The sequence below is a fragment of the Isoptericola sp. b408 genome (assembly GCF_030588085.1).
GTDB lineage: Bacteria > Actinomycetota > Actinomycetes > Actinomycetales > Cellulomonadaceae > Isoptericola > Isoptericola sediminis.
Genome location: NZ_JAUQYQ010000001.1, coordinates 477,267 through 498,053, shown reverse-complemented (window position 1 = coordinate 498,053; position 20,787 = coordinate 477,267). Strand labels below are relative to the sequence as shown.

At 74.6% G+C, this 20,787-nt stretch carries 19 protein-coding genes and 1 pseudogene; 7 read left to right on the top strand and 13 right to left on the bottom strand.

The window, feature by feature from the left end; genetic code table 11:
- The first annotated feature begins 15 nt into the window (after positions 1-15).
- From Q6347_RS02215 to Q6347_RS02205, 3 genes are all read left to right on the top strand, one after another.
- Positions 16-1,362, top strand: a complete 1,347-nt coding sequence (locus tag Q6347_RS02215; RefSeq protein WP_304606561.1) for a sensor histidine kinase — start codon at positions 16-18, stop codon at positions 1,360-1,362.
- Between the two features lie 148 nt (positions 1,363-1,510).
- Positions 1,511-2,413 carry a cation diffusion facilitator family transporter gene (locus Q6347_RS02210; protein WP_304606560.1) on the top strand — a complete coding sequence of 301 codons (903 nt, stop codon included), beginning with the start codon at positions 1,511-1,513 and terminating at the stop codon, positions 2,411-2,413.
- Between the two features lie 119 nt (positions 2,414-2,532).
- The gene (locus Q6347_RS02205; RefSeq protein WP_304602850.1) at positions 2,533-3,261 is read left to right on the top strand and encodes a VIT family protein; all 729 of its coding nucleotides are present in this window, start codon (positions 2,533-2,535) and stop codon (positions 3,259-3,261) included.
- Between the two features lie 42 nt (positions 3,262-3,303).
- Here Q6347_RS02205 and Q6347_RS02200 read toward each other — a convergent pair.
- Together Q6347_RS02200 and Q6347_RS02195 are read right to left on the bottom strand one after the other, a co-directional pair.
- Positions 3,304-3,951, bottom strand: a pseudogene (locus Q6347_RS02200) (FUSC family protein); the annotation flags it as partial.
- A gap of 295 nt (positions 3,952-4,246) precedes the next feature.
- Positions 4,247-4,666 carry a phage holin family protein gene (locus Q6347_RS02195; protein WP_304602851.1) on the bottom strand — a complete coding sequence of 140 codons (420 nt, stop codon included), beginning with the start codon at positions 4,664-4,666 and terminating at the stop codon, positions 4,247-4,249.
- A 128-nt stretch (positions 4,667-4,794) separates the two neighbouring features.
- Between Q6347_RS02195 and galE the strand changes: the two genes are divergently transcribed.
- Complete coding sequence (gene galE / locus Q6347_RS02190) at positions 4,795-5,931, top strand: UDP-glucose 4-epimerase GalE (RefSeq protein WP_304602852.1); 1,137 nt, start codon at positions 4,795-4,797, stop codon at positions 5,929-5,931.
- Here the strand turns inward: galE and Q6347_RS02185 are convergent.
- The 9 genes from Q6347_RS02185 to Q6347_RS02145 all read right to left on the bottom strand — a co-directional run bounded on the left by Q6347_RS02185 (position 5,921) and on the right by Q6347_RS02145 (position 15,604).
- Positions 5,921-6,886, bottom strand: a complete 966-nt coding sequence (locus Q6347_RS02185; RefSeq protein WP_304606559.1) for a TAXI family TRAP transporter solute-binding subunit — start codon at positions 6,884-6,886, stop codon at positions 5,921-5,923. The two genes, galE and Q6347_RS02185, sit on opposite strands and share 11 nt — an antisense overlap.
- Complete coding sequence (locus tag Q6347_RS02180; RefSeq protein ID WP_304606558.1) at positions 6,883-8,244, bottom strand: HAMP domain-containing sensor histidine kinase; 1,362 nt, start codon at positions 8,242-8,244, stop codon at positions 6,883-6,885. The genes Q6347_RS02185 and Q6347_RS02180 overlap by 4 nt, the downstream gene beginning before the upstream one ends.
- Positions 8,241-8,921 (bottom strand): response regulator transcription factor, encoded by a 681-nt coding sequence (locus tag Q6347_RS02175; RefSeq protein ID WP_171246123.1) that lies wholly within the window; start codon positions 8,919-8,921, stop codon positions 8,241-8,243. The genes Q6347_RS02180 and Q6347_RS02175 overlap by 4 nt, the downstream gene beginning before the upstream one ends.
- A 62-nt stretch (positions 8,922-8,983) precedes the next feature.
- Positions 8,984-9,934: an alpha/beta hydrolase gene (locus tag Q6347_RS02170; protein ID WP_304606557.1), complete on the bottom strand. Its 951-nt coding sequence runs from the start codon at positions 9,932-9,934 to the stop codon at positions 8,984-8,986.
- Between the two features lie 43 nt (positions 9,935-9,977).
- On the bottom strand, positions 9,978-10,700 hold the full coding sequence (locus Q6347_RS02165; RefSeq protein WP_304606556.1) for an ABC transporter ATP-binding protein: 723 nt from the start codon (positions 10,698-10,700) through the stop codon (positions 9,978-9,980).
- Positions 10,697-11,851, bottom strand: a complete 1,155-nt coding sequence (locus tag Q6347_RS02160; protein WP_304606555.1) for an ABC transporter permease — start codon at positions 11,849-11,851, stop codon at positions 10,697-10,699. The genes Q6347_RS02165 and Q6347_RS02160 overlap by 4 nt, the downstream gene beginning before the upstream one ends.
- 122 nt (positions 11,852-11,973) lie before the next feature.
- Positions 11,974-12,567, bottom strand: coding sequence for a TetR/AcrR family transcriptional regulator (locus Q6347_RS02155; RefSeq protein ID WP_304606554.1), 594 nt, complete (start codon positions 12,565-12,567; stop codon positions 11,974-11,976).
- Positions 12,568-12,580: 13 nt separating this feature from the next.
- Positions 12,581-13,249 (bottom strand): pentapeptide repeat-containing protein, encoded by a 669-nt coding sequence (locus tag Q6347_RS02150; RefSeq protein ID WP_304606553.1) that lies wholly within the window; start codon positions 13,247-13,249, stop codon positions 12,581-12,583.
- Positions 13,250-13,282: 33 nt separating this feature from the next.
- Entirely contained in the window at positions 13,283-15,604 is a 2,322-nt protein-coding gene (locus Q6347_RS02145; protein WP_304606552.1) for a glycoside hydrolase family 3 N-terminal domain-containing protein, read from the bottom strand.
- Positions 15,605-15,724: 120 nt separating this feature from the next.
- Here Q6347_RS02145 and Q6347_RS02140 point away from each other — a divergent pair, with 120 nt between their 5' ends.
- Together Q6347_RS02140 and Q6347_RS02135 are read left to right on the top strand one after the other, a co-directional pair.
- Positions 15,725-16,564 (top strand): HAD family hydrolase, encoded by an 840-nt coding sequence (locus tag Q6347_RS02140; RefSeq protein WP_304606551.1) that lies wholly within the window; start codon positions 15,725-15,727, stop codon positions 16,562-16,564.
- A 17-nt stretch (positions 16,565-16,581) separates the two neighbouring features.
- Positions 16,582-17,247: an MBL fold metallo-hydrolase gene (locus Q6347_RS02135; RefSeq protein ID WP_304606550.1), complete on the top strand. Its 666-nt coding sequence runs from the start codon at positions 16,582-16,584 to the stop codon at positions 17,245-17,247.
- A 106-nt stretch (positions 17,248-17,353) separates the two neighbouring features.
- On the opposite strand, the gene Q6347_RS02130 is transcribed toward Q6347_RS02135, so the two are convergent.
- Positions 17,354-19,420 carry a bifunctional UDP-sugar hydrolase/5'-nucleotidase gene (locus Q6347_RS02130; RefSeq protein ID WP_304606549.1) on the bottom strand — a complete coding sequence of 689 codons (2,067 nt, stop codon included), beginning with the start codon at positions 19,418-19,420 and terminating at the stop codon, positions 17,354-17,356.
- A 105-nt stretch (positions 19,421-19,525) separates the two neighbouring features.
- Positions 19,526-19,918: a DUF3817 domain-containing protein gene (locus tag Q6347_RS02125; protein ID WP_304606548.1), complete on the bottom strand. Its 393-nt coding sequence runs from the start codon at positions 19,916-19,918 to the stop codon at positions 19,526-19,528.
- 103 nt (positions 19,919-20,021) lie between these two features.
- Between Q6347_RS02125 and Q6347_RS02120 the strand changes: the two genes are divergently transcribed.
- The gene (locus Q6347_RS02120; RefSeq protein ID WP_304606547.1) at positions 20,022-20,780 is read left to right on the top strand and encodes a GH25 family lysozyme; all 759 of its coding nucleotides are present in this window, start codon (positions 20,022-20,024) and stop codon (positions 20,778-20,780) included.
- Positions 20,781-20,787 lie beyond the last annotated feature (7 nt).

The following is a 20,787-nucleotide window of genomic DNA, read 5'->3' as shown; positions in this document are numbered from 1 at the left end:
CCCTACGCTGTCGACGTGCCCGCCCTGCCGGTCCCCGGAGGTGTCGTCGACGTCGACGACGCCACCGTCGCCCCTGCCCCGCGCCCGGCGCCCTGGCTGGTCGACGTCGCGGCGGCGCTGGGGACGATGCTGGTGCTCACCGGCGCCGTCCTGGTCGGTCAGCACGCGGGGCTCCTCGGTGTCCTCGCCGCGGTCGGCTTCGGCCTCCTGGTGCTGCTGCGGCGGCCCGCCCCGGTCCTGATGGTGGTGCTGACCTCCGTCGGCGTCCTCGTGTGCGCCGCGGAGGGGCTCGGGGCGCTGGGGACGCCGCTGGCCGCGGTGACGGCGCTCTGCGCGGCCACCGCGCAGGGGCACGAGCGCTGGGCGGCCGGGGCCGGCGCGGCGCTGGTCGTCACGGCACCGGCCCTCGGACCGCCCGGGACGGGTCTCGCCTCCGACTCGCTCGTGGAGCTGGTCCTCGGCGCGGCGCTGGTGACGGCGGCCGTGTGCCTCGGCCTGCTGCTCCGGTGGCGGCGTACCGCGCAGTCGGCTGCGCCGTCGGCCGTGGCGGGGGCCGGAACGCTCGGACCGGACGAACCCCCCACGCCGCCGGCACCCTCCACGGCGACCGCACCGAGCGCCCCGCACACACCGGACGCACCGGACGCACCGGACGCGCCGGACGCGCCGGACGCGCCGGACGTGCCGGTCGACGACGCCCGGCACCGCCGCCAGCAGGAGCTGCTGCGGGTCGCGCTGGACCTGCAGGAGGTCGTCGGCCACAACCTGTCGCTCGTGGCCCTGCACACCGACGTGGCGGCCGGCGCGATGGGCCGGGACGACGACGCGGCCGGCACGGCGCTGCGCCACGTGCGCGAGGCGACGTCGGCCACCGTGCACGAGCTGCGGGCGACGACCCTGCTGCTGCGGGGCGCGCTCGACCCGGCGCGGGCAGGTCACGACGCGGACACCGCGGCGCGGGAGCACCTGCCCGCGGCCACCGGTCCGGCCGGCCTGGCCGCACTCGTGCAGCCGGTCCTCGCCGCCGGCGTCGACGTGTCCACGCGGGTCGACGTGCCCCGCGGCTCGATCGACGCGATGGTCGACGCCGCGGCCTTCCGGATCGTGCAGGAGGTGCTGCGGGACGTGCGGGACGCCACCGGGGGACGCCGTGTGCAGGTCCGCCTGGTGGTCGCCGCGGGCCGGCTGCGGATCGTCGTCGCCGACGACGGCCGGAGCCTCGCCTCCGGCTTCGGCGAGGACCCCGGACTCGCCGCCGTGCGCCACCGGGCGGCGCTGCTCGGGGGCACGCTCGACGTCGGGTCCGGGACCGACGGCGGCCTGGTCGTCACCGCGGAGCTGCCGGCACGCCTGGGCGAGTGACGGCACGGCCCGGAGCGGCACGGCCGTGCCTGTATCGTCGCCCCCATGGCCACCACCGCGTCGCACACCGAGGCGTCCGCCCGGGTGGCCCCCGCCCCGGGCGCCCCGCCCCTGACCCACCCGCCGCGCGTGCGCTGAGGTCCCGACCATGGCGCACGACCACTCCGGGCCCGGCACCCACCGCGGCCGTCTCGGCCTGGCCTTCGGCATCACGGCGGGCATCGTCGTGGCCCAGGCCGTCGGCGCGGTGGTCACGGGCAGCCTCGCCCTGCTGGTCGACACGGCCCACCTGCTCACCGACGCCGCGGGGCTGGGGATGGCGCTCCTGGCCGCCCACGCCGCGACGCGCCCGGCCACCCCGCGGCGTACCTGGGGACTGCGGCGGGCCGAGGTGCTCGCCGCCCTCGCCCAGGCCACGTTGCTGCTCGGCGTCGGCGTGTTCGTGGTCGTCGAGGCGGTGCAGCGGCTGCAGGACCCGCCCGCGATCCCGGGGACGGAGCTCGTCGTCTTCGGCGTGATCGGCCTGGTCGGCAACCTCGCGGCCCTGGCCGTCCTCGTCGGCCGCCGCAGCGCGAACCTCAACCTGCGGGCCGCGTTCCTCGAGGTGCTCAACGACGCGCTGGGATCGCTGGCCGTCGTCGTGGCGGCGGTCGTCATCGCCACGACCGGCTGGCAGCAGGCCGACTCGGTCGCGGCGCTGCTCATCGGCGCCCTGATCCTGCCGCGCGCCGTGCTGCTGCTGCGCGACACCACCGCCGTGCTGCTCGAGTCGACGCCGCCGGGTGTCGACCTGGACGAGGTCCGCAGCCACCTGCTCGGGGTCGAGCACGTGCACGAGATCCACGACGTGCACGCCTCGCTCATCGCCACCGGGCTGCCGCAGCTCTCGGCGCACGTCGTCGTCGAGGCGGAGTGCTTCCGGGACGGCCACGCCGGGGCGATCCTCGACGAGCTGCAGGACTGCGTCCGCGACCACTTCGGCATCGAGCACACGACGTTCCAGGTCGAACCCGAGACCCACCCCGAGCACGAGCACCCGACGCACGACTGAACGCGACAGCGCCCCGCGCCACCGAGGGCGGGCGGCGGGGGCCGAGCGGCCGGGACCCCCGGGATACGGCCAGCCTTGCCTTGCTGGCGGGGCCCGGTCGGGAGTGCTTACCTGGTGGCATGAGCAGCGGACCCGAGGTGCGCACCCACGCCGACGAACCCCACCGGACGGGGCTCGCGCAGCGGCTCAACTGGCTGCGCGCGGGCGTCCTGGGGGCGAACGACGGCATCGTCTCGGTCGCGGCCGTCGTCGTCGGCGTCGCCGCGGCGACCAGCGAGCAGGCGGCGCTGCTGACCGCCGGCCTCGCCGCCCTCGTCGGCGGGGCCATCTCGATGGCGCTGGGCGAGTACGTCTCCGTGTCCTCCCAGTCGGACACCGAGAAGGCGCTCATCGCCAAGGAGAAGCACGAGCTCGCCACGATGCCCGAGGCGGAGCTGGAGGAGCTCGCCGGGATCTACCGTGACCGCGGCCTGTCCGAGGAGACCGCTCGGCAGGTCGCCGTCGAGCTCACCGAGCACGACGCCCTGCGCGCCCACCTGACCGTGGAGCTGCACATCGACGCCGACGACGTCGTCTCACCGTGGCACGCCGCCTTCGCCTCGTTCGTCGCGTTCGCCCTCGGCGGCCTGCTGCCCTTCGCGACGGTGCTCCTGGTGCCCGAACCCGCCAAGGTCGCCGCGACCTTCGTCGCCGTCCTCGTCGCGCTGGCCCTGACCGGTGGGGTCGCCGCCTGGATCGGCGGCGCCCGGATCGGGCGGGCCGTCCTGCGGGTGGTCGTCGGGGGCGCGCTCGCGCTCGGCGCCACGTTCGCCGTCGGGTCGCTGCTGGGCAGCGCCGGCGTGGTCTGACCGCAGCCACCGCGCGAGCAGCAGCACCCCGAGCGCCGAGCCGGCCCCGACCAGCGTCAGCACGACACGCACCCAGGCGGCCGTCTCCGGCCCCTCCGGGCTGGAGAGCACGACGCTGACGGTCAGCAGCGCGGCGAGCACCCACAGCGGGGCCGCGGCCGTCGCGACGACCGTCGCCACGAGGGCGAGCACGGTGACGACGGTCAGCACGGGCCCGGGCAGGTCGAGCGCCACCAGGCCGGCGGCGAGGACACCGCCGAGGACGGTCCCGCCGGCCCGGGCGACCGCGCGGGCCGCGATCTCGCCGGCGCGCGGCACGAGCACCACGTAGAAGGTGAGCAGCAGCCACCAGGAGTGGGTGTCCGGGTAGTAGGTGACGGCCCACCACGTGCCGGCCGCGGTCAGGACCACGAGCGCGCCCGCGTAGAACACGCTCTCGGCCCGGGTCACGCGCGGGCTCTCGCGTCGGGGCAGCCCGCCGGTCAGCACCGCGACCAGCAGTGCCGTCCACAGGCCGGCCAGGAGCACGGTCAGCGCCGCGGGCCAGGCACCCGCCAGCGTGCGGGGGTCGACGTCGGTCAGGGCCGGCGGCGCGATCGTGAAGACCGCGACCGTCGTCGCCAGCACGGTGCCCCCCGCGGTCCGGCCGTACGCCGCGGCGAGCCCCACCGTCGCCGCGACGGCCGTCATGAACACCGTGGCGGTCCCCGCGTCCGCGCCCGCGAGGGGGGCGAGGAGGACGAGCGCACCGGTGGCCACCGCGACCAGGACGGGACGACGCGGGGAGGCGGCCGCCGCGGTCAGCGGGGGCAGCAGCCCGAGCAGCCAGGGCATCACCAGCACCGGGTCGACGAGCCCGAGGACGACGCCGGGGGCCAGGGTCAGCAGGGCCGCGGCCACCAGGCGACGGCGCGCACCGCCCGGGGGCAGGGGCTCGGTGCCGTCGTCGACGCCGGCCGACCCGTCGGGCCGGTCGGGACGGGCGTCAGGCGCGGTCGTCGCGGCGCTCCTCGACGGCCTGCTTGAGGATGAAGGCCGGCAGCAGGAACGTGGCGAGCATCGTCACGAGCCAGACGATCACCGGGCCGATCACCCACCCCTGCCAGCCGGAGATCTCCAGCCCGTCGGAGACGAGCGAGGCCACCAGCAGCGCCGCGTAGGTGCTGATCAGCCCCACGGCGCCGACCAGCGTCGGGGCGTTGCGCCGCGCGAGCTGGGCGAAGAAGGGGGACATCACCGCCTGCACCACCGCGAAGATCACGACGGCGAGCACGAAGCCCAGCGGGTCGTCCCACACGACGTCGAACGTCTGCCAGTCGAAGGCCGCGAAGAGGACGTCCGTCAGGACCACACCGATCGCCGCCGCGAGGAGAAAGACGGCGGTGCGCGCGAGAAGTCGGACCATGACGGCAGAGTGGCACGGATCACCACAGGTCGCGCGAGATGCTCAGGATTCCCTCAACCCCCCTGGGCCGGGGCGGTGGCCGACCGCCAGCATGTGCACCACGTCGAGAGGTTCGGGGGTCACGTCAGATGCGGGTCCTGGTCACCGGTGGGGCCGGCTACCTGGGGTCCCACGTCGTGCTGTCGCTGCTCGAGGCGGGCCACGACGTGGACGTCGTGGAGAGCTTCGTCGGCGGCAGCCCGGCCGCGCTGGCCCGCGCCGAGGGCGTCGCCGGCCGGCAGGTCACGACGCACGCCGCCGACGTGGCCGACATCGACGCGATGGAGCGGATCTTCGCGACGGCGCGCTTCGACGCCGTCGTGCACCTCGCCGGGCAGCGGTCCGGCCGGCTCGGCGACCGCCGCGTGCTGGACACCTACGAGACCAACCTGTCGAGCCTGTTCACCCTGCTGCGCTGCATGACCTGGTACGAGGTGCACCGCCTCGTGCTGTCGTCCTCGGCCGCCGTCTACGGCCCGTCCGACGACGGCGGCGCGCTGGACGAGGAGTCGCCGCTCGCGCCGGTCTCCCCCCTGGGCCGCAGCCTCGCCACGAACGAGCACCTGCTGCGGGACCTCGTCGGCCAGGACCCCACCCTGCGGGTCGCCGTGGTGCGCTGCTTCACCACCGCCGGAGCCCACCCCTCGGGCCGTCTCGGGGAGCACACCGCGCACGCGGCGCCCGGCCTGCTGACCCGCATCGGTCAGGTCGCGGCCGGGCGGCGGCCCGTCGTCGAGGTGCTCGGCGGCGACCACGCCACCGCGGACGGCACGCCCGTGCGCGACGTCGTGCACGTGGTCGACGCCGCGGCGGGCCACGTCGCCGCGCTGGAGGCGCTGGAAGCCGCGCCCGGAGGGTTCACGACCTGGAACCTCGGTTCCGGCCGCGCCACCAGCGTGCTGGAGGTGATCCGGACGTTCGAGCGGGTCACCGGGCGCGCGGTGCCGCACCGGGTCGTCCGGGCGGCCCCCTCGACGGCGGCCCGCCTCGTGGCCGACGCCCGGCGCGCCGCGCACGCCCTGGGCTGGCACGCCCGGCGCGGTCTGGAGGAGATCTGCGGCGACCACTGGCGCTGGCAGCTCGCGAACCCGGACGGCTACCCGCCCACCGTGACGCCGGAGACCCCCTGGCGGGGCGGGGTGGGGCACCGGCTGCGGACCGTCCCCCCGCTGCCGGACGCCGGGGCCCCGGCGGTGGGGCGGCCGTCGGGGTCGGTCAGTCCTTGACGTCGCGGTAGTACCGCAACGCCCCGGCGTGCAGGGCGGCCGGCTCGGTGTAGATGACCCGGGTCCGGTCCAGCATCGCCGCGGAGGCGACCTGCTCGGCCAGCTCCGAGCGGGCCGCGAACAGCGTCGCGACCAGCGCGTAGGCGGCCTCCTCGGGCAGCGACGCCGGGACCACCAGGACGTTGGGCACCGCCAGCGTCTCGACGTCGGCATCCAGGCCGTAGATGCCCTCCGGCACCGTGCCGTGGCGGTAGCCCTGACCGAACTGCTCGCGCAGCTCGTCCACGACGCCGTCCAGGGGGACCAGACGGACGGGCGTCTCCTCGGCGAGCTCGACCAGACCGGGCGTGCGCAACCCGCCGGACCAGAAGAAGGCGTCGATCCGCCCGGTGCCCAGCGCGTCCAACGACTCGGTGATCCCCAGCTCGAGGACGCGCAGGGCGGACTCCGGGAGCTCCCCGGCGGCCAGCACCCGCCGGGCGATGAGCGACGTCCCCGACCGGGGAGCCCCGACGGAGACCCGCAGGCCGCGCAGGTCGGACAGCTCGCGCACCGGCGAGTCCGCCGGGACGACGAGGTGCGCGAAGTCGTCGTAGACCCGGCCCAGGGCCCGCAGGTCGACGGGTTCGTCGAACGCCCCCGTCCCGTGCACGGCGTCGGCGACGGCGTCGGCCGCGCTGAACGCCACCTGCGCCTCGCCGGCGGCGAGCAGCTCCAGGTTCTCCACCGAGCCGCCGGTGGTCAGCACCTCGGTCTCGACGCCGTGCCGGTCCTCCAGCACCTCGGCCAGCGCGCGGCCGTACCCGTGGTAGATGCCCGTCGTGCCGCCCGTGGCGATGATGATGCGGTCCGGCAGGCGGCCCTGCCCGGGGGTGTCCTCCGTGGCGAAGCACCCGGCCAGGACCACGAGGACCAGCACCGCGGCCGTCAGCGACCTCCCCACCCGTCGGGTCACGGCTGCTCCTCGTCCCAGGGGCGGACCTGCAGGTGGGCCCGCAGCCCGCCGTCGTCCGGGAGCTCGAGACGGAGCCCCCCGCCGGCCGAGGCCAGCAGCTCGGAGGCGATCGCCAGCCCGAGCCCGGAGCCCCGGACGTTGCTGTGGCCGGGGCTGCGCCAGAACCGCTCGGTCAGCCGTTCGAGCTGGTCGGGGGCGACGCCGGGACCGTGGTCGCGGACGACGATCTCGCACCGGCCCTCGACGTCCGCGACCGTGATCTCGAGCGGTTCGGAGGCCGGGGAGAACTTCAGCGCGTTGTCCACGATGGTGTCGAGCGCGGTGCCCAGGGCCGTCGGGTCGATGGCGGCCCACACCGGACGGTCCGGCGTGGCCAGCCGGACCTCCCGGCCGTCCTCGAGCAGCCGCCACCCCTCGATCCGTCGGGTCGCGAGCTCGACCAGGTCCACGGGCTGGGCCGTCCCGCTGCTCCCGTCCTCGGCGAGCAGCAGCAGGGCGTCGAGGATCCGGGCCATCCGCACCGCCTCGGCACGCACGTGCTCGACGTCCTCGACCTGCTCGGACGGCACGGTCAGCGCGAGCCCCTCGATGCGCAGCATCAGCGCGTTGAGCGGGTTGCGCAGCTCGTGGGACGCGTTGGCCACGAACTCCTGCTGACGCCGCATGAGGTGCTCGACCCGTTCGGCCATCTCGTTGAACCGCGTGACGACCTCACGCAGCTCGGGCGGACCCGTCGACGGCGGGATGCGTTCGTCGAGCCGCCCCGACCCCATGCGTTCCATGGCGGCGTCCACGACCCGCACGGGCCGCAGCACCCAGCCGGCGGTGCGGTCGGCGACGAGCACGGCCAGCAGCGCCACGGCGACGCCGCCCGCGGTGAGCAGGCCCCAGCTCAGCCAGATGCTGCGCTCCAGCGCGCGCGTGTCCGACACCGACACCAGCGCCCCGACGACGTCCTCGCCGTCGAAGACGGGTTCGGCGACGACGATCTCGTCCACGTCCCACGGCCAGAAGCTCGCCGCCATCTCCGACCGCCGCCCGGCCACGGCCGTGTGCCGCTCCGGGTAGTCCTCGACGTCGAGCCCGGCGGAGGCGAGCGTCACCCCGGCCTGGTCGACGACGGCGGACCGCACGCCGTACACCTCGCGGTACCGCTCCAGGTCGACGGCGACGATGGCCGGGTCGTCGGCCAGGATCGCCTGCCGGGCGGTGAGGGAGAGGTAGGAGGCGTCCCGCAGCCGGTCGAGGAAGATGTCCTGCTGCTGCGCGCGGGTGACGCTCGCGGCGTACAGCAGGCCGACCAGGAGCAGCACCAGGGCGATCGGCACGTAGACCAGCGCCGTCAGCCGCGCCCTCACGCCGGTCCGGCGACGCGGTAGCCGACCCCGCGCACCGTCTCCACGACGGCGGGGGCCCCGAGCTTGCGGCGCAGCGAGGCGACGTGCACCTCCAGGGTGCGACCCAGCCCCTTCCAGCTCGACCCCCAGACCTCGCGCAGGATGCGCTCGCGGGCCAGGGCCGTGCCCCGGTGCCGGACGAGCAGGGCCAGCAGGTCGTACTCCTTGCGGGTCAGCGAGACCAGCGAGTCGTCGGTGCGGCGTACCTCCCGGGCGGCGAGGTCGATCTGCATCCCGGCGACGGCGACCCGCGCGGCCTCCTGCCGGCCGTCCCACTCGCGGGCGCGACCCCGGCGGAGCACCGCGTCGATGCGCGCCAGCACCTCGCGGACGTCGTACGGCTTGGTGACGTAGTCGTCGGCGCCCAGCTCGAGACCGCGGACCCGGGCGTCGAGCTGCGTCCGGGCGGTGACCATGATGATCGGCGTGTCCGCCACCTTGCGGATGCGGCGGCAGACCTCGAAGCCGTCCATGTCCGGCAGGGCGAGGTCGAGGAGCACCAGGTCGGTACGCGGGTTCAGCTCGGCGAGCGCCGTCGCGCCGTCGGCGGCGCGGATCACCTCGTACCCGTGCTTGCCGAGGACGGAGACCAGCGCTCCGGCGACGTGCTCGTTGTCCTCCACCACCAGCAGCTGCACGGACCTGACCGTAGCCGAGCGTGGGCCGACGCCGCCAGCGCGTCAGCGGGTGACGTCGCTGGTCAGCCCACGCGGTCGACGAACGCCACGGAGGCCGCGGCGATCTGCTCCCGGGCGTCGTCGTGGCTGATCGTCGGCGTCCCGTCGCCGGGCTGGACACCGTAGTCGCCGAAGAACGCGTGCACGGCGCCGTCGACGACGGTGAACCCGGCGCCGGGCGGGAGGTCCGCGCGCGACGCCTCGATCGCCTCCGGGGTGGACAGCCCGTCCCGCGAGCCGGAGACGGACTCGACCGCCGCGGTCAGCGACGTGCTCACGTCGCCGGCCGGGTAGGAGGCGTACAGCAGCAGCCCCGCGGCGGGCGCGACCTCGTCCTCGTCGGCGGCGTCGGCCTGCGTGGAGGCGACGACACCGCCCAGGGAGTGCCCGCCGAGCACCCACCGCTCGGCCTCGGGGTGCGCGTCCCGGGCGTCGTCGAAGGCCCCGGTGGCGAGGAACCCGATCCCCAGCGGCTGCTGGGCGATCACGACGGTGTGCCCGGCCTCGGCCAGGGGGCGCAGCACGGCGGCGTAGGCACGGGCCTCGACCTTGGCGCCCGGCTGGAAGAACACGGCGGTGCCGCTGGGCTCGCCGGTCGGCGCGAGCTCGATCCGGGTCGGGGTCTGCGTCACCGTGACGACGTCGTCGGACTCCATCGCGTCCAGGGCCGGCTCGACGGCGACGAACGGGCGCAGCCAGGCGATCAGCGCGACCCAGCCGACGGCGAGGACCACCAGCACGACGTCGAGGACGCGCCGCCGGCCGGAGTGCGCCCGCCGACGGCGCGTGGACGCCCACAGGACCAGCGCGCCGCCCACCACGGTCGGCCCGAGCAGCACGGCGTAGGCGGGGTGCCCGTGCACCACAGCTCCCCAGGCGGTCAGCAGGACCCAGGCGACGACGGCGATCCCCGCCGCCGCGACCGCGCGCACCACCCAGGTCAGCCCGCCGGCCCGCCCCGTCTCGTCGGTCATCTGTCCCCTCGCTCCTGTCCCACGGTCGGCGCCACGGTCCGGGTCACAGGTCCTGGAGCCGGCCGTCGGCCATCTCGACCACCCGGTCGGCGTGCCCGAGAACATCATGGTCGTGCGTGACCATCACCGTCGCCACGCCGAAGGAGTGCGTCCGCTCGGCGAGCAGCCCCACGACGTCCTGGCTGCGCTGCCGGTCCAGCGCCGACGTCGGCTCGTCGACGAGCAGCACGGACGGGTCGTTGACCAGGGCGCGCGCGATGCCCACCCGCTGCCGCTCGCCGCCCGAGAGCTCCGCGGGCCGCCGGTCGGCCTTGTGCGCCATCCCGACGGCGTCGAGCAGCGGCGTCGGGTCGAAGGCGCCGCGGGCGGCCAGGCGGTGCGCCAGGCGCAGCTGGTCCGCGACCGTCAGGGCCGGCACGAGGTTGCCGCTCTGGAACACGAAGCCGATCTCGGTGAGCCGGAACCGCGTCCGGCGGCGGCGCCCGAGGGTCGCGAGGTCGGTGCCGTGCACGCGCACGGTGCCCGACGTGGCGTCCGTCAGCGCACCCGCGACGGCCAGCAGGCTCGACTTGCCCGCACCGGACGGGCCGACGACGGCCACGAACTCCCCGCCGTCGACGGCGAGGTCGACGTGGTCGAGAGCGTGCACGGTGCGGTCGCCGTCGCCGAGGTCGAGCGTGACGTCCTCGAGCCGCAGGCCGACGGCGTTCCCGGCGGCGGTCGCGCTCGGGGCGGGACGGGACGTGGTGGTGGTCGTGGTGTTCATCGCTGGCCTCCGAGAGCGGTGAGCGGGTCGATGCGGACGATGCGGAGCACGGCGAGCGCAGCGCCGAGCAGGCCGAGGCCCACCATGAGCGCCGTCGCGACGACGAGCGGGCCGGCCTCAAGGGCGAACGGCATCCCGGCCGGCATGAGGGCGCCGAGTCCCACGCCGACGCCGACGCCGACGGCGGTGAAGACGGCGAGGATCGCGGCGGCCTGGGTGACCCCGTCGCGGAGCAGGAATCCGGTGGGGGCGCCGACGGCCCGCAGCACGGCGAGCTCGTGCTGCCGCTGGACCGTCCACACCGAGAAGAACGCGCCGACGATCAGCGCGGCGATCGCGTAGAGGAAGACCTGGATCATCTCGATCGTCATGGTCTCGGCGGTGAAGCCGGGCGACGCGTGGTACGCCTCGTCCATCGAGCGCGTGGTGGTCCCGGCCGCCGCGTCCCCGGTGACGACGTCGACCACGGCCGCCAGGTCTGCGCCGCCGTCCGTGCGCAGCGCCACGACGCTGGCCGTGTCGACATGGTCGGCGGCGACCAGGTCGGCCGTCGGCGCCCCCTCCTGGGACCGCCCCGTGGCGAGGTACTGCCAGGTGGCGAGGGGGAGGTAGGCCACGTCGACGTGACCGAAGGTGTCCTGGCGACCGGTGAAGCCGACCACGGTCAGCTCGGTCCCGACGCGGTCGAGCTCGACGGTGTCGCCCAGCTCGAGGCCCTCGTCCCGGGCGGTGTCTGAGACGACGATGCCACCGGGAGCCCCCAGACCGTCACCCCCGGCCGGCTCCGGGGCGAGGAACGACGACGGCTCGACGCCGAACAGCGTGAGGTCGACCTGCTCGCCGTCGGCGGTGGTGCCGTTGGCGAGGGAGACGCCGAAGAGCTCGGCGTCGGCGACGCCGTCCTGCTCGGCCCAGGCGTCCCGCTGCGCGGGGTCGACGACGGAGCGGGAGAACCCGTTGTCCTCCTTGGTGCCCTCGTCGAAGGCGACGGCGGAGGCGGGCAGGTTCTGCAGGCCGGAGACGCCGTCGTTGACGAGTCCGGTCGACAGCCCGGACAGCATGACGGTCAGCAGGGCGAGCAGGCCGATGACAGTTCCCATGAGGAGGAACCGGCCGCGCTGGTGGCCCAGGGCGCGGAGAGCGAGGAACATCCGGGGTCCTTCGACGGAGGGCTATGATGTCGACGTGCCGTCGACATGTTGTCGACACTACGTCGACAACATTGCCGACGGCCAGGCCCAGGACGGTGACATGGCGCACACCGCGGAGCGGTTCAGCCCTGGGCCGGACGCTGCTCGCGCAGGTAGGGGTCGAGCAGGCCGACGACGGTCCGCCGGGCCTCCTCCAGGTCGCCGGAGGACTCCAGGCGGCGGGCGGCGGCGAGCACGACGGCGTTGACCAGGTCGACCACGGCGTCGGCGTCGTCCACACCCAGCTCGTCGAGCGCTTCCCTCACCGGACGCAGCAGGCTGTCGTGGAACGCGCGCGCCCGGCGCGCCATCTCCTCGGTCGGCACCGCAGCGGCAAGGGTCTGGGCCAGGGCGTGCTCCCCGTCGGCGACCAGCCCGAGGTTGACCGCGACGAAGGCGAGCACCTTGTCCCGGGGCTCCGTGCACCCGTGCATCGCGGTGGCGATCCGCTGCTCCCAGCGCGGGAAGGCGTCGGCGATCACCGCGTCGAGGAGGTCGTCGCGCGACCGGAAGTAGTGGTAGACCGCCGACCGGGACAGCCCCGCGCGCTCGGCGACCCGTCCGAGCCCGGGTACCTGGTCGGGCTGCTCCGTGAGCAGCCCCCGCGCCGCGTCGAGGAGCGCCGCCCGCCGCGCCTCGCGGTGCTCGACGACGGTGGCCTCGCTGATCTTCGGCATCCTCGGCTCCCGGTCAGCCGGTCACGGTGATGCCGAGGTTGGCCGCGAGCAGCGGCGCGAGGTGGGCGAGCTGCACGCTCGTGATCGTGGTGCCGCGCAGCGCGTCGGTGCCGACCAGCTCGCTCAGGTCCGCCCCCCGCAGGTCGACGTGCTGCAGCGTCGAGGCCTGCACGTCGAGCCGGCGGACGGCGGTGCCCTCGAACGCGACCCGGGTGGCGCGGACCTGGACGAGGTCCAGCTCGTCGATCTGGCAGTCGGTGAACACGACGTCCTGCAGGGTGGCGCCGCGCAGGTTCACGTACCCGAGCTTGCAGCCGACGAAGCGGACGGACTGCCACGTCGACTCGTACAGCTCGGCCGACCCGATCCGGGCGTCGCGCAGCTCGACGTCGCGCCACCGGCCCCGGATGCCCTGCACGACGGGGACGTCCACCTGCTCCATGACGACCTCGGTGAGGGTGAGATTGCGCAGGTCGGCCTCGCGGGCCTGCAGCCCGCGCAGCCGCGAGGAGTGCACCTGCGCCCCGCGGAGCTCGAGACGGTCGGCCTCGACGGCCGTGTGCTCACGCCCCTCGAGATCGGCGCCGGCGACGAGCTCGCCCGCCTCGCCGGGGTCGAGGTCGGTCAGCGCGACCGGGTCGACGACGGGCGGGGCGGGCGGCGTCTGCTGCGGGGAGGGCACGGGCTCAGTGTAGGGAAGGCCCGGCCCCGGCGGTCAGGCCTGTCCGTACCGGGTGAGCAGCTCCTCGAACCGCTCGGGGGTGAGCCCGTCGGAGAAGCCCATCGTGGTGACCTTGATGCCCGGGATCGCGGACAGCATGGCCGCCATGGCGGGGTCGGCCTCGGTGTCGAACATCTGCGCGGCGTCACCCATGGCGTCGACCAGGGCGGCCCACGCCTCGGGGTGGCGGCGCCACTCGTCGATGGTGGAGTACCGGTGCAGCGGGGCCACCGGCTCCGGGGCGACGACGTCGACCGTGGCGGTCAGCGGCAGGTCCCGGGAGGAGGCGCCGACGGCGACCTCGAGGGCACCCGGCTCGACGACCCAGGCGTGCGTGGCCGTGTCCCAGTGGGACAGGTCCCGCCGGGTCAGGGTCAGCTCGACGCGGCGGGAGTCGCCGGGCTGCAGCGTCACCGCCTCGAAACCGCGCAGCTCGCGCGGGGCGCGGGTCACGGCGGAGCCGGGCCGGCCCACGTAGAGCTGCGGCACCGCGACCCCCTCGCGGGACCCCGTGTTGGTCACGGTGAACCCCACGCGTACGACGACGTCGCCCGGCGCCGTGTCCGCCGTGACGTCGTCGGACTCGACCGTCAGGTCGGTGTGCTCGAACGAGGTGTAGGTCAGGCCGTGCCCGAACGGGTAGGAGACGTCGGCCCCGGTGGCGTCCAGGCCGCGGTAGCCGATGAACAGGCCCTCGCCGTACCGGACGCTGCCGTTCTCGCCGGGGAAGTTGAGCTGGGCGGGCACGTCGGCGAGCGCCACCGGGATCGACTCGGCGAGACGGCCGGAGGGCGCGGCCTCGCCGAGCAGCAGCGCGACGGCGGCGGAGCCGGCGGCCTGGCCGCCGAGCCACGTCTCCAGGATCGCGTCGACGGAGTCCTGCCAGCCGGAGACGGTCACGGCCGAACCGTTGGAGAGCACGACGACGGTGCGGCGGGCGACGGCGGACACCTCGCGGAGGAGGGCGAGGTGGCTCGCGGGGAGCTCCATGTGCTCGCGGTCGTACCCCTCGGACTCGTCGACCGCGGGCAGGCCGGCGAACACGACCGCGGTGCGTCCGGCAGCGGCGGTGACGGCCTCGGCGCGCAGCTCGGCGTCGCCGCGGTCCTGGCCCGGCCGCCCGGTGGCCTCGGCCAGGACGTAGCCGGGGTGGAACGGCACGTCGAGACCCCGCTCGGCGAACGCGTCGAGCGCGCTGACCAGGCGGGTGGGGTTCACCTGCGACGAGCCGGCGCCCTGGTAGCGGGGGGTGCGGGCCATCTCGCCGACGACGACGAGGTCGTCGGCGGCCGCCGGGTCGAGGGGCAGGACGTCGCCGTCGTTCTTCAGCAGCACGGCGGTGCGGGTGGCGACCTCGTGGGCCAGGGCGTGGTGGGTGGCGGCGTCGAACGTGCCCGGGTCGGCCGCGGCCTCCAGGGCGCGGGCGACCACCGTCAGGACGCGGGTGGCGGCCTGGTCCACGAGCGCCTCGTCGAGCTCGCCGGCGCGGACGGCGGCGACGATGCGGGCGTCGTTGATCCCGGCGGAGGACGGCATCTCGAGGTCGAGGCCGGCGGCGACGGCCTCGACGCGGTCGTCCACGGCGCCCCAGTCGGAGACGACGAGACCCTCGAACCCCCACTCGTCCCGCAGCACCTCGGTGAGCAGCCAGGGGTCCTGGGAGGCGTACACGCCGTTGACCTTGTTGTAGGCGCACATCACCGTCCACGGCTGGGCGCGGGTGACGACCGTCTCGAACGCCGGCAGGTAGATCTCGCGCAGGGTGCGCTCGTCGACCTCGGCGCTGACGCGCATGCGGTCGGTCTCCTGGTTGTTGGCGGCGAAGTGCTTGAGGGAGGTGCCCACGCCCTGGGACTGGATGCCGTCCACGAGGTCGGCGGCGAGCTCGCCGGCGAGGTGCGGGTCCTCGCTGAAGTACTCGAAGTTGCGGCCGCACAGGGGGCTGCGCTTCATGTTGACGCCCGGGCCGAGCAGCACGCCGACGTCGTGCGCGCGGGTCTCGACACCGAGCGCCTCGCCCACCCGGCGGACCACGTCGCGGTCCCAGGTGGAGGCGAGCCCGGCGGCGGTGGGGAAGCACGTCGCCGGGACGGAGTCGTGCAGCCCGACGTGGTCGGCGGCGCCGGCCTGCTTGCGCAGCCCGTGCGGCCCGTCGGTGACCATGACGGCCGGGATCCCGAGCCGGTCGACGGCCTGGGTGTTCCAGAAGTCCTGCCCGGAGCACAGGGAGGCCTTCTCCTCGAGCGTCAGCTCGGCCACGAGCCGGGGGACGTCGGCGACGGCGAGCGGTGTCGTCGCGATGGTGTCGACAGCCATGGTGATCCCTTCGATCTGGTCCTGCCGGGACCGTAGCACGAATTGCTACCATGCGGTCGGTAACGTCTCGCAGGGCGACCTGCCGCCGCCCCCGTCCCGCCGATCGGAGATCCTGGAGCCATGACCCTCCCCCCGGTTCCGCACCTGGACGACGTGCGCCTGGTCGTCACGGACATGGACGGCACCCTGCTCGACGCCGACGGTCACGTGCCCGACGGCCTGTGGCCGCTGCTCGCCCGGCTGCACGAGGCCGGCGTCCTCCTCGTCCCGGCGTCCGGGCGGCAGCACGCGACCATCACCGCCGCCTTCCCGGCCGACCGCACCCCCGGGCACGAGGACCTCGTGGTCATCGCCGAGAACGGCACCTACGTGACCCGGGGCGGGACCACGGTCGCCACCGACGCCGTCGAACCGGCGTCGGTGGCCGCGATCGTGCACGCCGTCCGCGGCCTGCGCGCCACGCGCGACGGCGGTGCCGTCGTCGCCGGCCTCCGGTCCGCCTACGTCGAGCGCTCCGACGCGGAGTTCCTCGACCGGGTCGGGCCCTACTACACCGACCTCACCGTCGTGGACGACCTGCTGGCCGTCGACGACCAGGTGCTCAAGGTGGCGGTGTACGACCACCTCGACTCCGCCACGGGGCCCTACCCCGCGCTCGAGCACCTGCGCGACGACCTGCAGGTCGTGGTGTCCAGCCCGCACTGGGTCGACGTCATGAACCACGGGGTGAACAAGGGCGTCGCGCTGCGCCGCCTGCAGTCCGCGCTCGGGATCGACGCGGCGCAGACGATGGTGTTCGGGGACTACCTCAACGACCTCGAGATGATGAGTGCCGCCACCTGGTCCTACGCCATGGCCGGCGCTCATCCCGAGGTGCTCGCGCACGCCGCGCACACCGCCCCGAGCAACGCCGACCACGGGGTGGTCCAGGTGCTCCGGGCGATGCTCGACGCCGCCTGAGCGCCTAGGGTCGGGGAATGACCGACCGAGCGCTGCGGATCGTCAAGCACCACCACGCCTGCGTCGAGCTCGTCGCCGACGGCAGCCGGATCCTCGTCGACCCGGGCAGCCTCGGCCCGGCGCCGGGCCTCGACGGTGTCGACGCGGTGCTCGTCACCCACGAGCACCCCGACCACGCCGATGCCGCGGTGCTGTCCGCCGCCCTGGACCGGGGCATCCCCGTGCACGGACCCGCCTCCGTCCGTGACACGCTCGGCGACGCGCTCGACGACCCGGGCGCGCCGGGATGGCGCACCCTCTCCCCCGGTGACCGGCTCGACGTGGCCGGCCTCGACGTCGTCGTCGGCGGGGGCCCGCACGCGGAGATGCACCCCGACGTGCCCGGCCCCGAGAACCTCAGCTACCTGGTGGCCGGGACGGTGCTCGTCAGCGGTGACCGGCACACGCCGTGGGACGGACAGGTGCCGGTGCTGGTCACCCCCGTCGACGCCCCCTGGCTGCGCGCCGTCGACCTGGTCCGGTACGTCCGCCAGGTCGCGCCGCGCACCGTGGTCGGCGTGCACGACGGGCTGCTCAACGACACCGGCCTGTCGATCGCCGACCGGGTGCTGGCCTCGCTCGAGCGCGAGGGGGTCACCCGCGCCGTGCGGCCCGCCGTCGGCGAGGAGCTCACCGTCCCCTGACCGCAGCACGACGGGCGCGGCCCCCGGTCCGTCCCGCCCGCTCGGGGAGGGACGGACCGGGGGCCACGCCCGTCAGGTGTGCGTCGGACGGTCAGGCCGTCCGGACTCAGCCGTTGAACGGGGCCGGGACCCACGACGGCGGGCCCGGGAGACCCGCCGGCTTGCCCGGCGCGGTGACCTCGCCGACGACGACCTCCGTGCCGGTCGACATGCCGACCAGCGTGAGGGTGCCCTCGGTCTTCTTCGGCAGCTTCAGGCTGACCGACGCGGTGCCGGTGACGTCGTAGACGCTGTCGGTGACGGTGTTGTCGACCGGGAACGACCCGACCTTCTCGCCGTCCACCATGACGACCAGCTCGTCGTCCTTGGTGTCCGCCGCGGTGGACATCGACCACGAGGAGACGTCGAACGCGGTCTGCTTGCCGGCCTTGAGGTCGGCGTTCTCGGTGAACGACACGCCCACGGCCCGCTGGCTCGGGTCGGCCTCGAGCGGGGTGTCCCCGGCGAACTCGGCCATGTAGTCGACGAACGCCGACAGGTCGATCTTGCCGGTGTCGCTGGCGTCGGCGCCCTCGGCGAAGACGCGGAAGTTGTCACCGCCGGCGGCGAGGAAGGAGTTCACCGTCACCGAGTAGGCGGCGGCCGGGTCGATCGCCTCGCCGTGCAGCCACATGCCGGTGATCCGGTCGCCCTCGGGACGCGAGTCGTCGTAGGTGTACTCGAAACCGTCGGAGGCGCCGAGACGCAGGAACGGGCGCGAGGGCACGTCGCCCTCGTCGTCGCGCTGCCACTGCTGCTCCAGGGCGGTCTTGATCTGCTCGCCCGTGAGGTCCATGTTCACCAGGGTGTTGGCGAACGGCTGGACGACGGCGGCCTCCTTGTAGGTGATCGTCCGCGGGAAGTCCGCGGCCGGGTCACCGGTGAGGTCGGCCCGCAGGCCGCCCGGGTTCATGAAGGCGATCTCGGCGCTGCCGGACTCCTCCGAGGAGGTGGCCCAGCGCTGCACCTCGGCCACGAGGTTGCCGAGGGTGGACTCGCCACCACGGTTCTCGACGAGGACGTCCTCACCGGTGTCGGCGTCGACCGTCCAGCGCTTGGCGCGGTTGAGCACGTCGGCGACCTCGCCCAGCGGCTCGGCGCCCAGCTCGTCGGCGACCTCGACGGCCTCGTCGACGATCGCCTGGACCTCGGGGTCGGCCGGGTAGTTGCCGAACAGGGGCAGCACGTCGGTCTGCAGCCCGGTGACGTCGCCGGAGTCCGGGTCGACGGAGAACTCGAGCTGGTTGAGGTTCACGCCGTACTGACCGGCGGAGACCACGGGGCGCTCGGTGACGGCACGGCCGGACCACTCGGCGACCGGGACGCGGCAGTCGTAGGCCAGGTGGGTGTGCCCGGAGACGATCGCGTCGGTGTCGCCGTCGAGACCGGTGACGATCTCGCCGAAGGCACCGCCGGTGATGTCCGCGCAGTCGGTGGAGGTCGCCCCCTCGTGCACGAGCAGGACCACCAGGTCGGCACCCTCCGCCCGCAGCGCGTCCGCCTCGGCGTTCGCGGCGTCGACGATGTCGGTGACCTCGATCTCCTCGATCCCCGCAGGGCTCACGAGGAACGGCAGGTCCTCGGTGACGGCGCCGACGAAGCCGATCTCGACCCCGCCGCGCTCGGTCAGCCAGGAGGCCGGGACCGCGTCGTCACCCGTGGCGCGCATCTTGAGGTTCGCGGCGACGTACTCCCACTCGGCCCCGCCGAACGGGTTCGTCACCGGGTCGTGGTCCGCCATCACGCGGTCGACCAGGTCGGAGTACCCGCCGTCCAGCTCGTGGTTACCCACGGCGGAGACGTCGAGGCCGGCCTCGTTCATGGCCTGGATGGTCGGCCGGTCGTGCTGGATGAACGACTCGAAGGTCGACGCCCCGATGAGGTCACCCGCGGCCGCGAAGACCGTGTTCGGGTTCTCCGTGCGCAGCTGGTCGACCGCGCCGGCCAGCACGGCCGCCCCGGCGTCACCGCTGTAGGAGTTCGGAAGGATGCGACCGTGGAAGTCGTTGGTGGCGAGGATCTGGACGTCGACCGGGTCGGCGGCCTGCGCGGGCAGTGCGCCGACGGTGGCGACACCCGTGGCTGCCAACCCGAAGGCGGCGAACCCGGCCACTCGCTTGCGAGCAGTGAGCATGGGTGTGATCTCCCTGGAAGGTGTGGGTGACGTCACCCTAGCCACGGAGTCCGACATGTGAACACCCGGGGAGTAACGATCAGGCAAACACCTGATCGACGGGCGTCAGCCGCGCGACGCGTCCCCGGCCACCGGTTCGGGCTCGGGCTCGGAGCTGGTGGTCGCCGCCGGCGCGTGCAGGTGCCCGGTGCGGCGCAGCCACCGCTCGGCGAGCACCGTCGCCAGCGGCGGCACGGCGGCCGCGAGCGCCACGAGGGTGCGCCGGACGCCCCACCGGTACCGCACGGCGACGACCAGGGCGACGAGGCCGTACGCGACGAACGCCCCGCCGTGCAGGCGGCCGAACAGCCAGACGCCGAGGTCCGTGACACCCGCGACGTGCTCGAGGTACATGCCCACGAGCAGCCCGGCCCAGGTGAACGCCTCGACCCAGGCGACGACGGCGAAGAGGCGGCCGAGGCCGGTCAGCGGCTGCGCGGTGGTGCGGTCGGCGGGCATGCGGGGTCCTTCCGGGAAGCGGTGGGGTCGCCGGGAGAACGCCCCGCCCGCAGGCCCGGTTCCGTGGCGTCGGGCACACCGGAGGACCTGCAAGGATCAGCACATGGGTGCGCGTGCGGGGCGACGCAGGCGATGGCTGCGGTGGACGACCGGGGTCCTCGCCGGCCTGGTGCTGGCCGCCGGCGTGCTGGCCGTGCTGGTCTGGAACGGGATCGTCTGGCCGAACCGGTTCCTCGTCGGCGACTACGAGGTCCGCGGGGTGGACGTCTCCGCCTACCAGGGGGAGATCGACTGGCCGGTCCTCGCCGCCCAGGACCTCGACTTCGCGTTCATGAAGGCGACGGAGGGTTCCCGGCACGTCGACGAGCGGTTCGCCGCCAACTGGGCCGGCGCCCGCGACACGGACCTGGTGGTCGGCGCCTACCACTTCATGAGCTTCGAGAGCGCGGGCGAGAGCCAGGCGGCGCACGTCGTCGCCCAGGTGCCGGCCGAGCCGGGCACCCTGCCGCCCGTCGTGGACGTCGAGTACTACGGCGCCTTCGCCGCCGACCCGCCGAGCGGGGACGAGCTGCGCGGGATCCTCGACCCGCTGCTGGCCGACCTGGAGGCCCACTACGGCGCCCCGCCGATCATCTACACCACCCAGGAGATCCGCAGCTCCTACCTGGGCGAGGACTACGACCGCTACCCGTTGTGGATCCGGTCGGTCGCGCTCACCCCGGACCTGCCGCGCCACGACTGGGAGTTCTGGCAGTACTCCGACCGGGACCACCTGGACGGGTACGACGGCGAGGAGGAGCACATCGACATGAACGTGTTCGACGGCTCGCTCGCCGAGCTGCGGGCGCTCACCCTCGACTGACGCCGTG

Coding starts and splice junctions, on each gene's coding strand:
- Q6347_RS02130 (WP_304606549.1), bottom strand. CDS start 19,420: ATGCTCACTGCTCGCAAGCGAGTGGCCGGGTTCGCCGCCTTCGGGTTG.
- Q6347_RS02195 (WP_304602851.1), bottom strand. CDS start 4,666: ATGGTCCGACTTCTCGCGCGCACCGCCGTCTTTCTCCTCGCGGCGGCG.
- Q6347_RS02205 (WP_304602850.1), top strand. CDS start 2,533: ATGAGCAGCGGACCCGAGGTGCGCACCCACGCCGACGAACCCCACCGG.
- Q6347_RS02145 (WP_304606552.1), bottom strand. CDS start 15,604: ATGGCTGTCGACACCATCGCGACGACACCGCTCGCCGTCGCCGACGTC.
- Q6347_RS02170 (WP_304606557.1), bottom strand. CDS start 9,934: ATGACCGACGAGACGGGGCGGGCCGGCGGGCTGACCTGGGTGGTGCGC.
- Q6347_RS02135 (WP_304606550.1), top strand. CDS start 16,582: ATGACCGACCGAGCGCTGCGGATCGTCAAGCACCACCACGCCTGCGTC.
- Q6347_RS02155 (WP_304606554.1), bottom strand. CDS start 12,567: ATGCCGAAGATCAGCGAGGCCACCGTCGTCGAGCACCGCGAGGCGCGG.
- Q6347_RS02140 (WP_304606551.1), top strand. CDS start 15,725: ATGACCCTCCCCCCGGTTCCGCACCTGGACGACGTGCGCCTGGTCGTC.
- Q6347_RS02120 (WP_304606547.1), top strand. CDS start 20,022: ATGGGTGCGCGTGCGGGGCGACGCAGGCGATGGCTGCGGTGGACGACC.
- Q6347_RS02125 (WP_304606548.1), bottom strand. CDS start 19,918: ATGCCCGCCGACCGCACCACCGCGCAGCCGCTGACCGGCCTCGGCCGC.
- Q6347_RS02165 (WP_304606556.1), bottom strand. CDS start 10,700: ATGAACACCACGACCACCACCACGTCCCGTCCCGCCCCGAGCGCGACC.
- Q6347_RS02160 (WP_304606555.1), bottom strand. CDS start 11,851: ATGTTCCTCGCTCTCCGCGCCCTGGGCCACCAGCGCGGCCGGTTCCTC.
- Q6347_RS02210 (WP_304606560.1), top strand. CDS start 1,511: ATGGCGCACGACCACTCCGGGCCCGGCACCCACCGCGGCCGTCTCGGC.
- galE (WP_304602852.1), top strand. CDS start 4,795: ATGCGGGTCCTGGTCACCGGTGGGGCCGGCTACCTGGGGTCCCACGTC.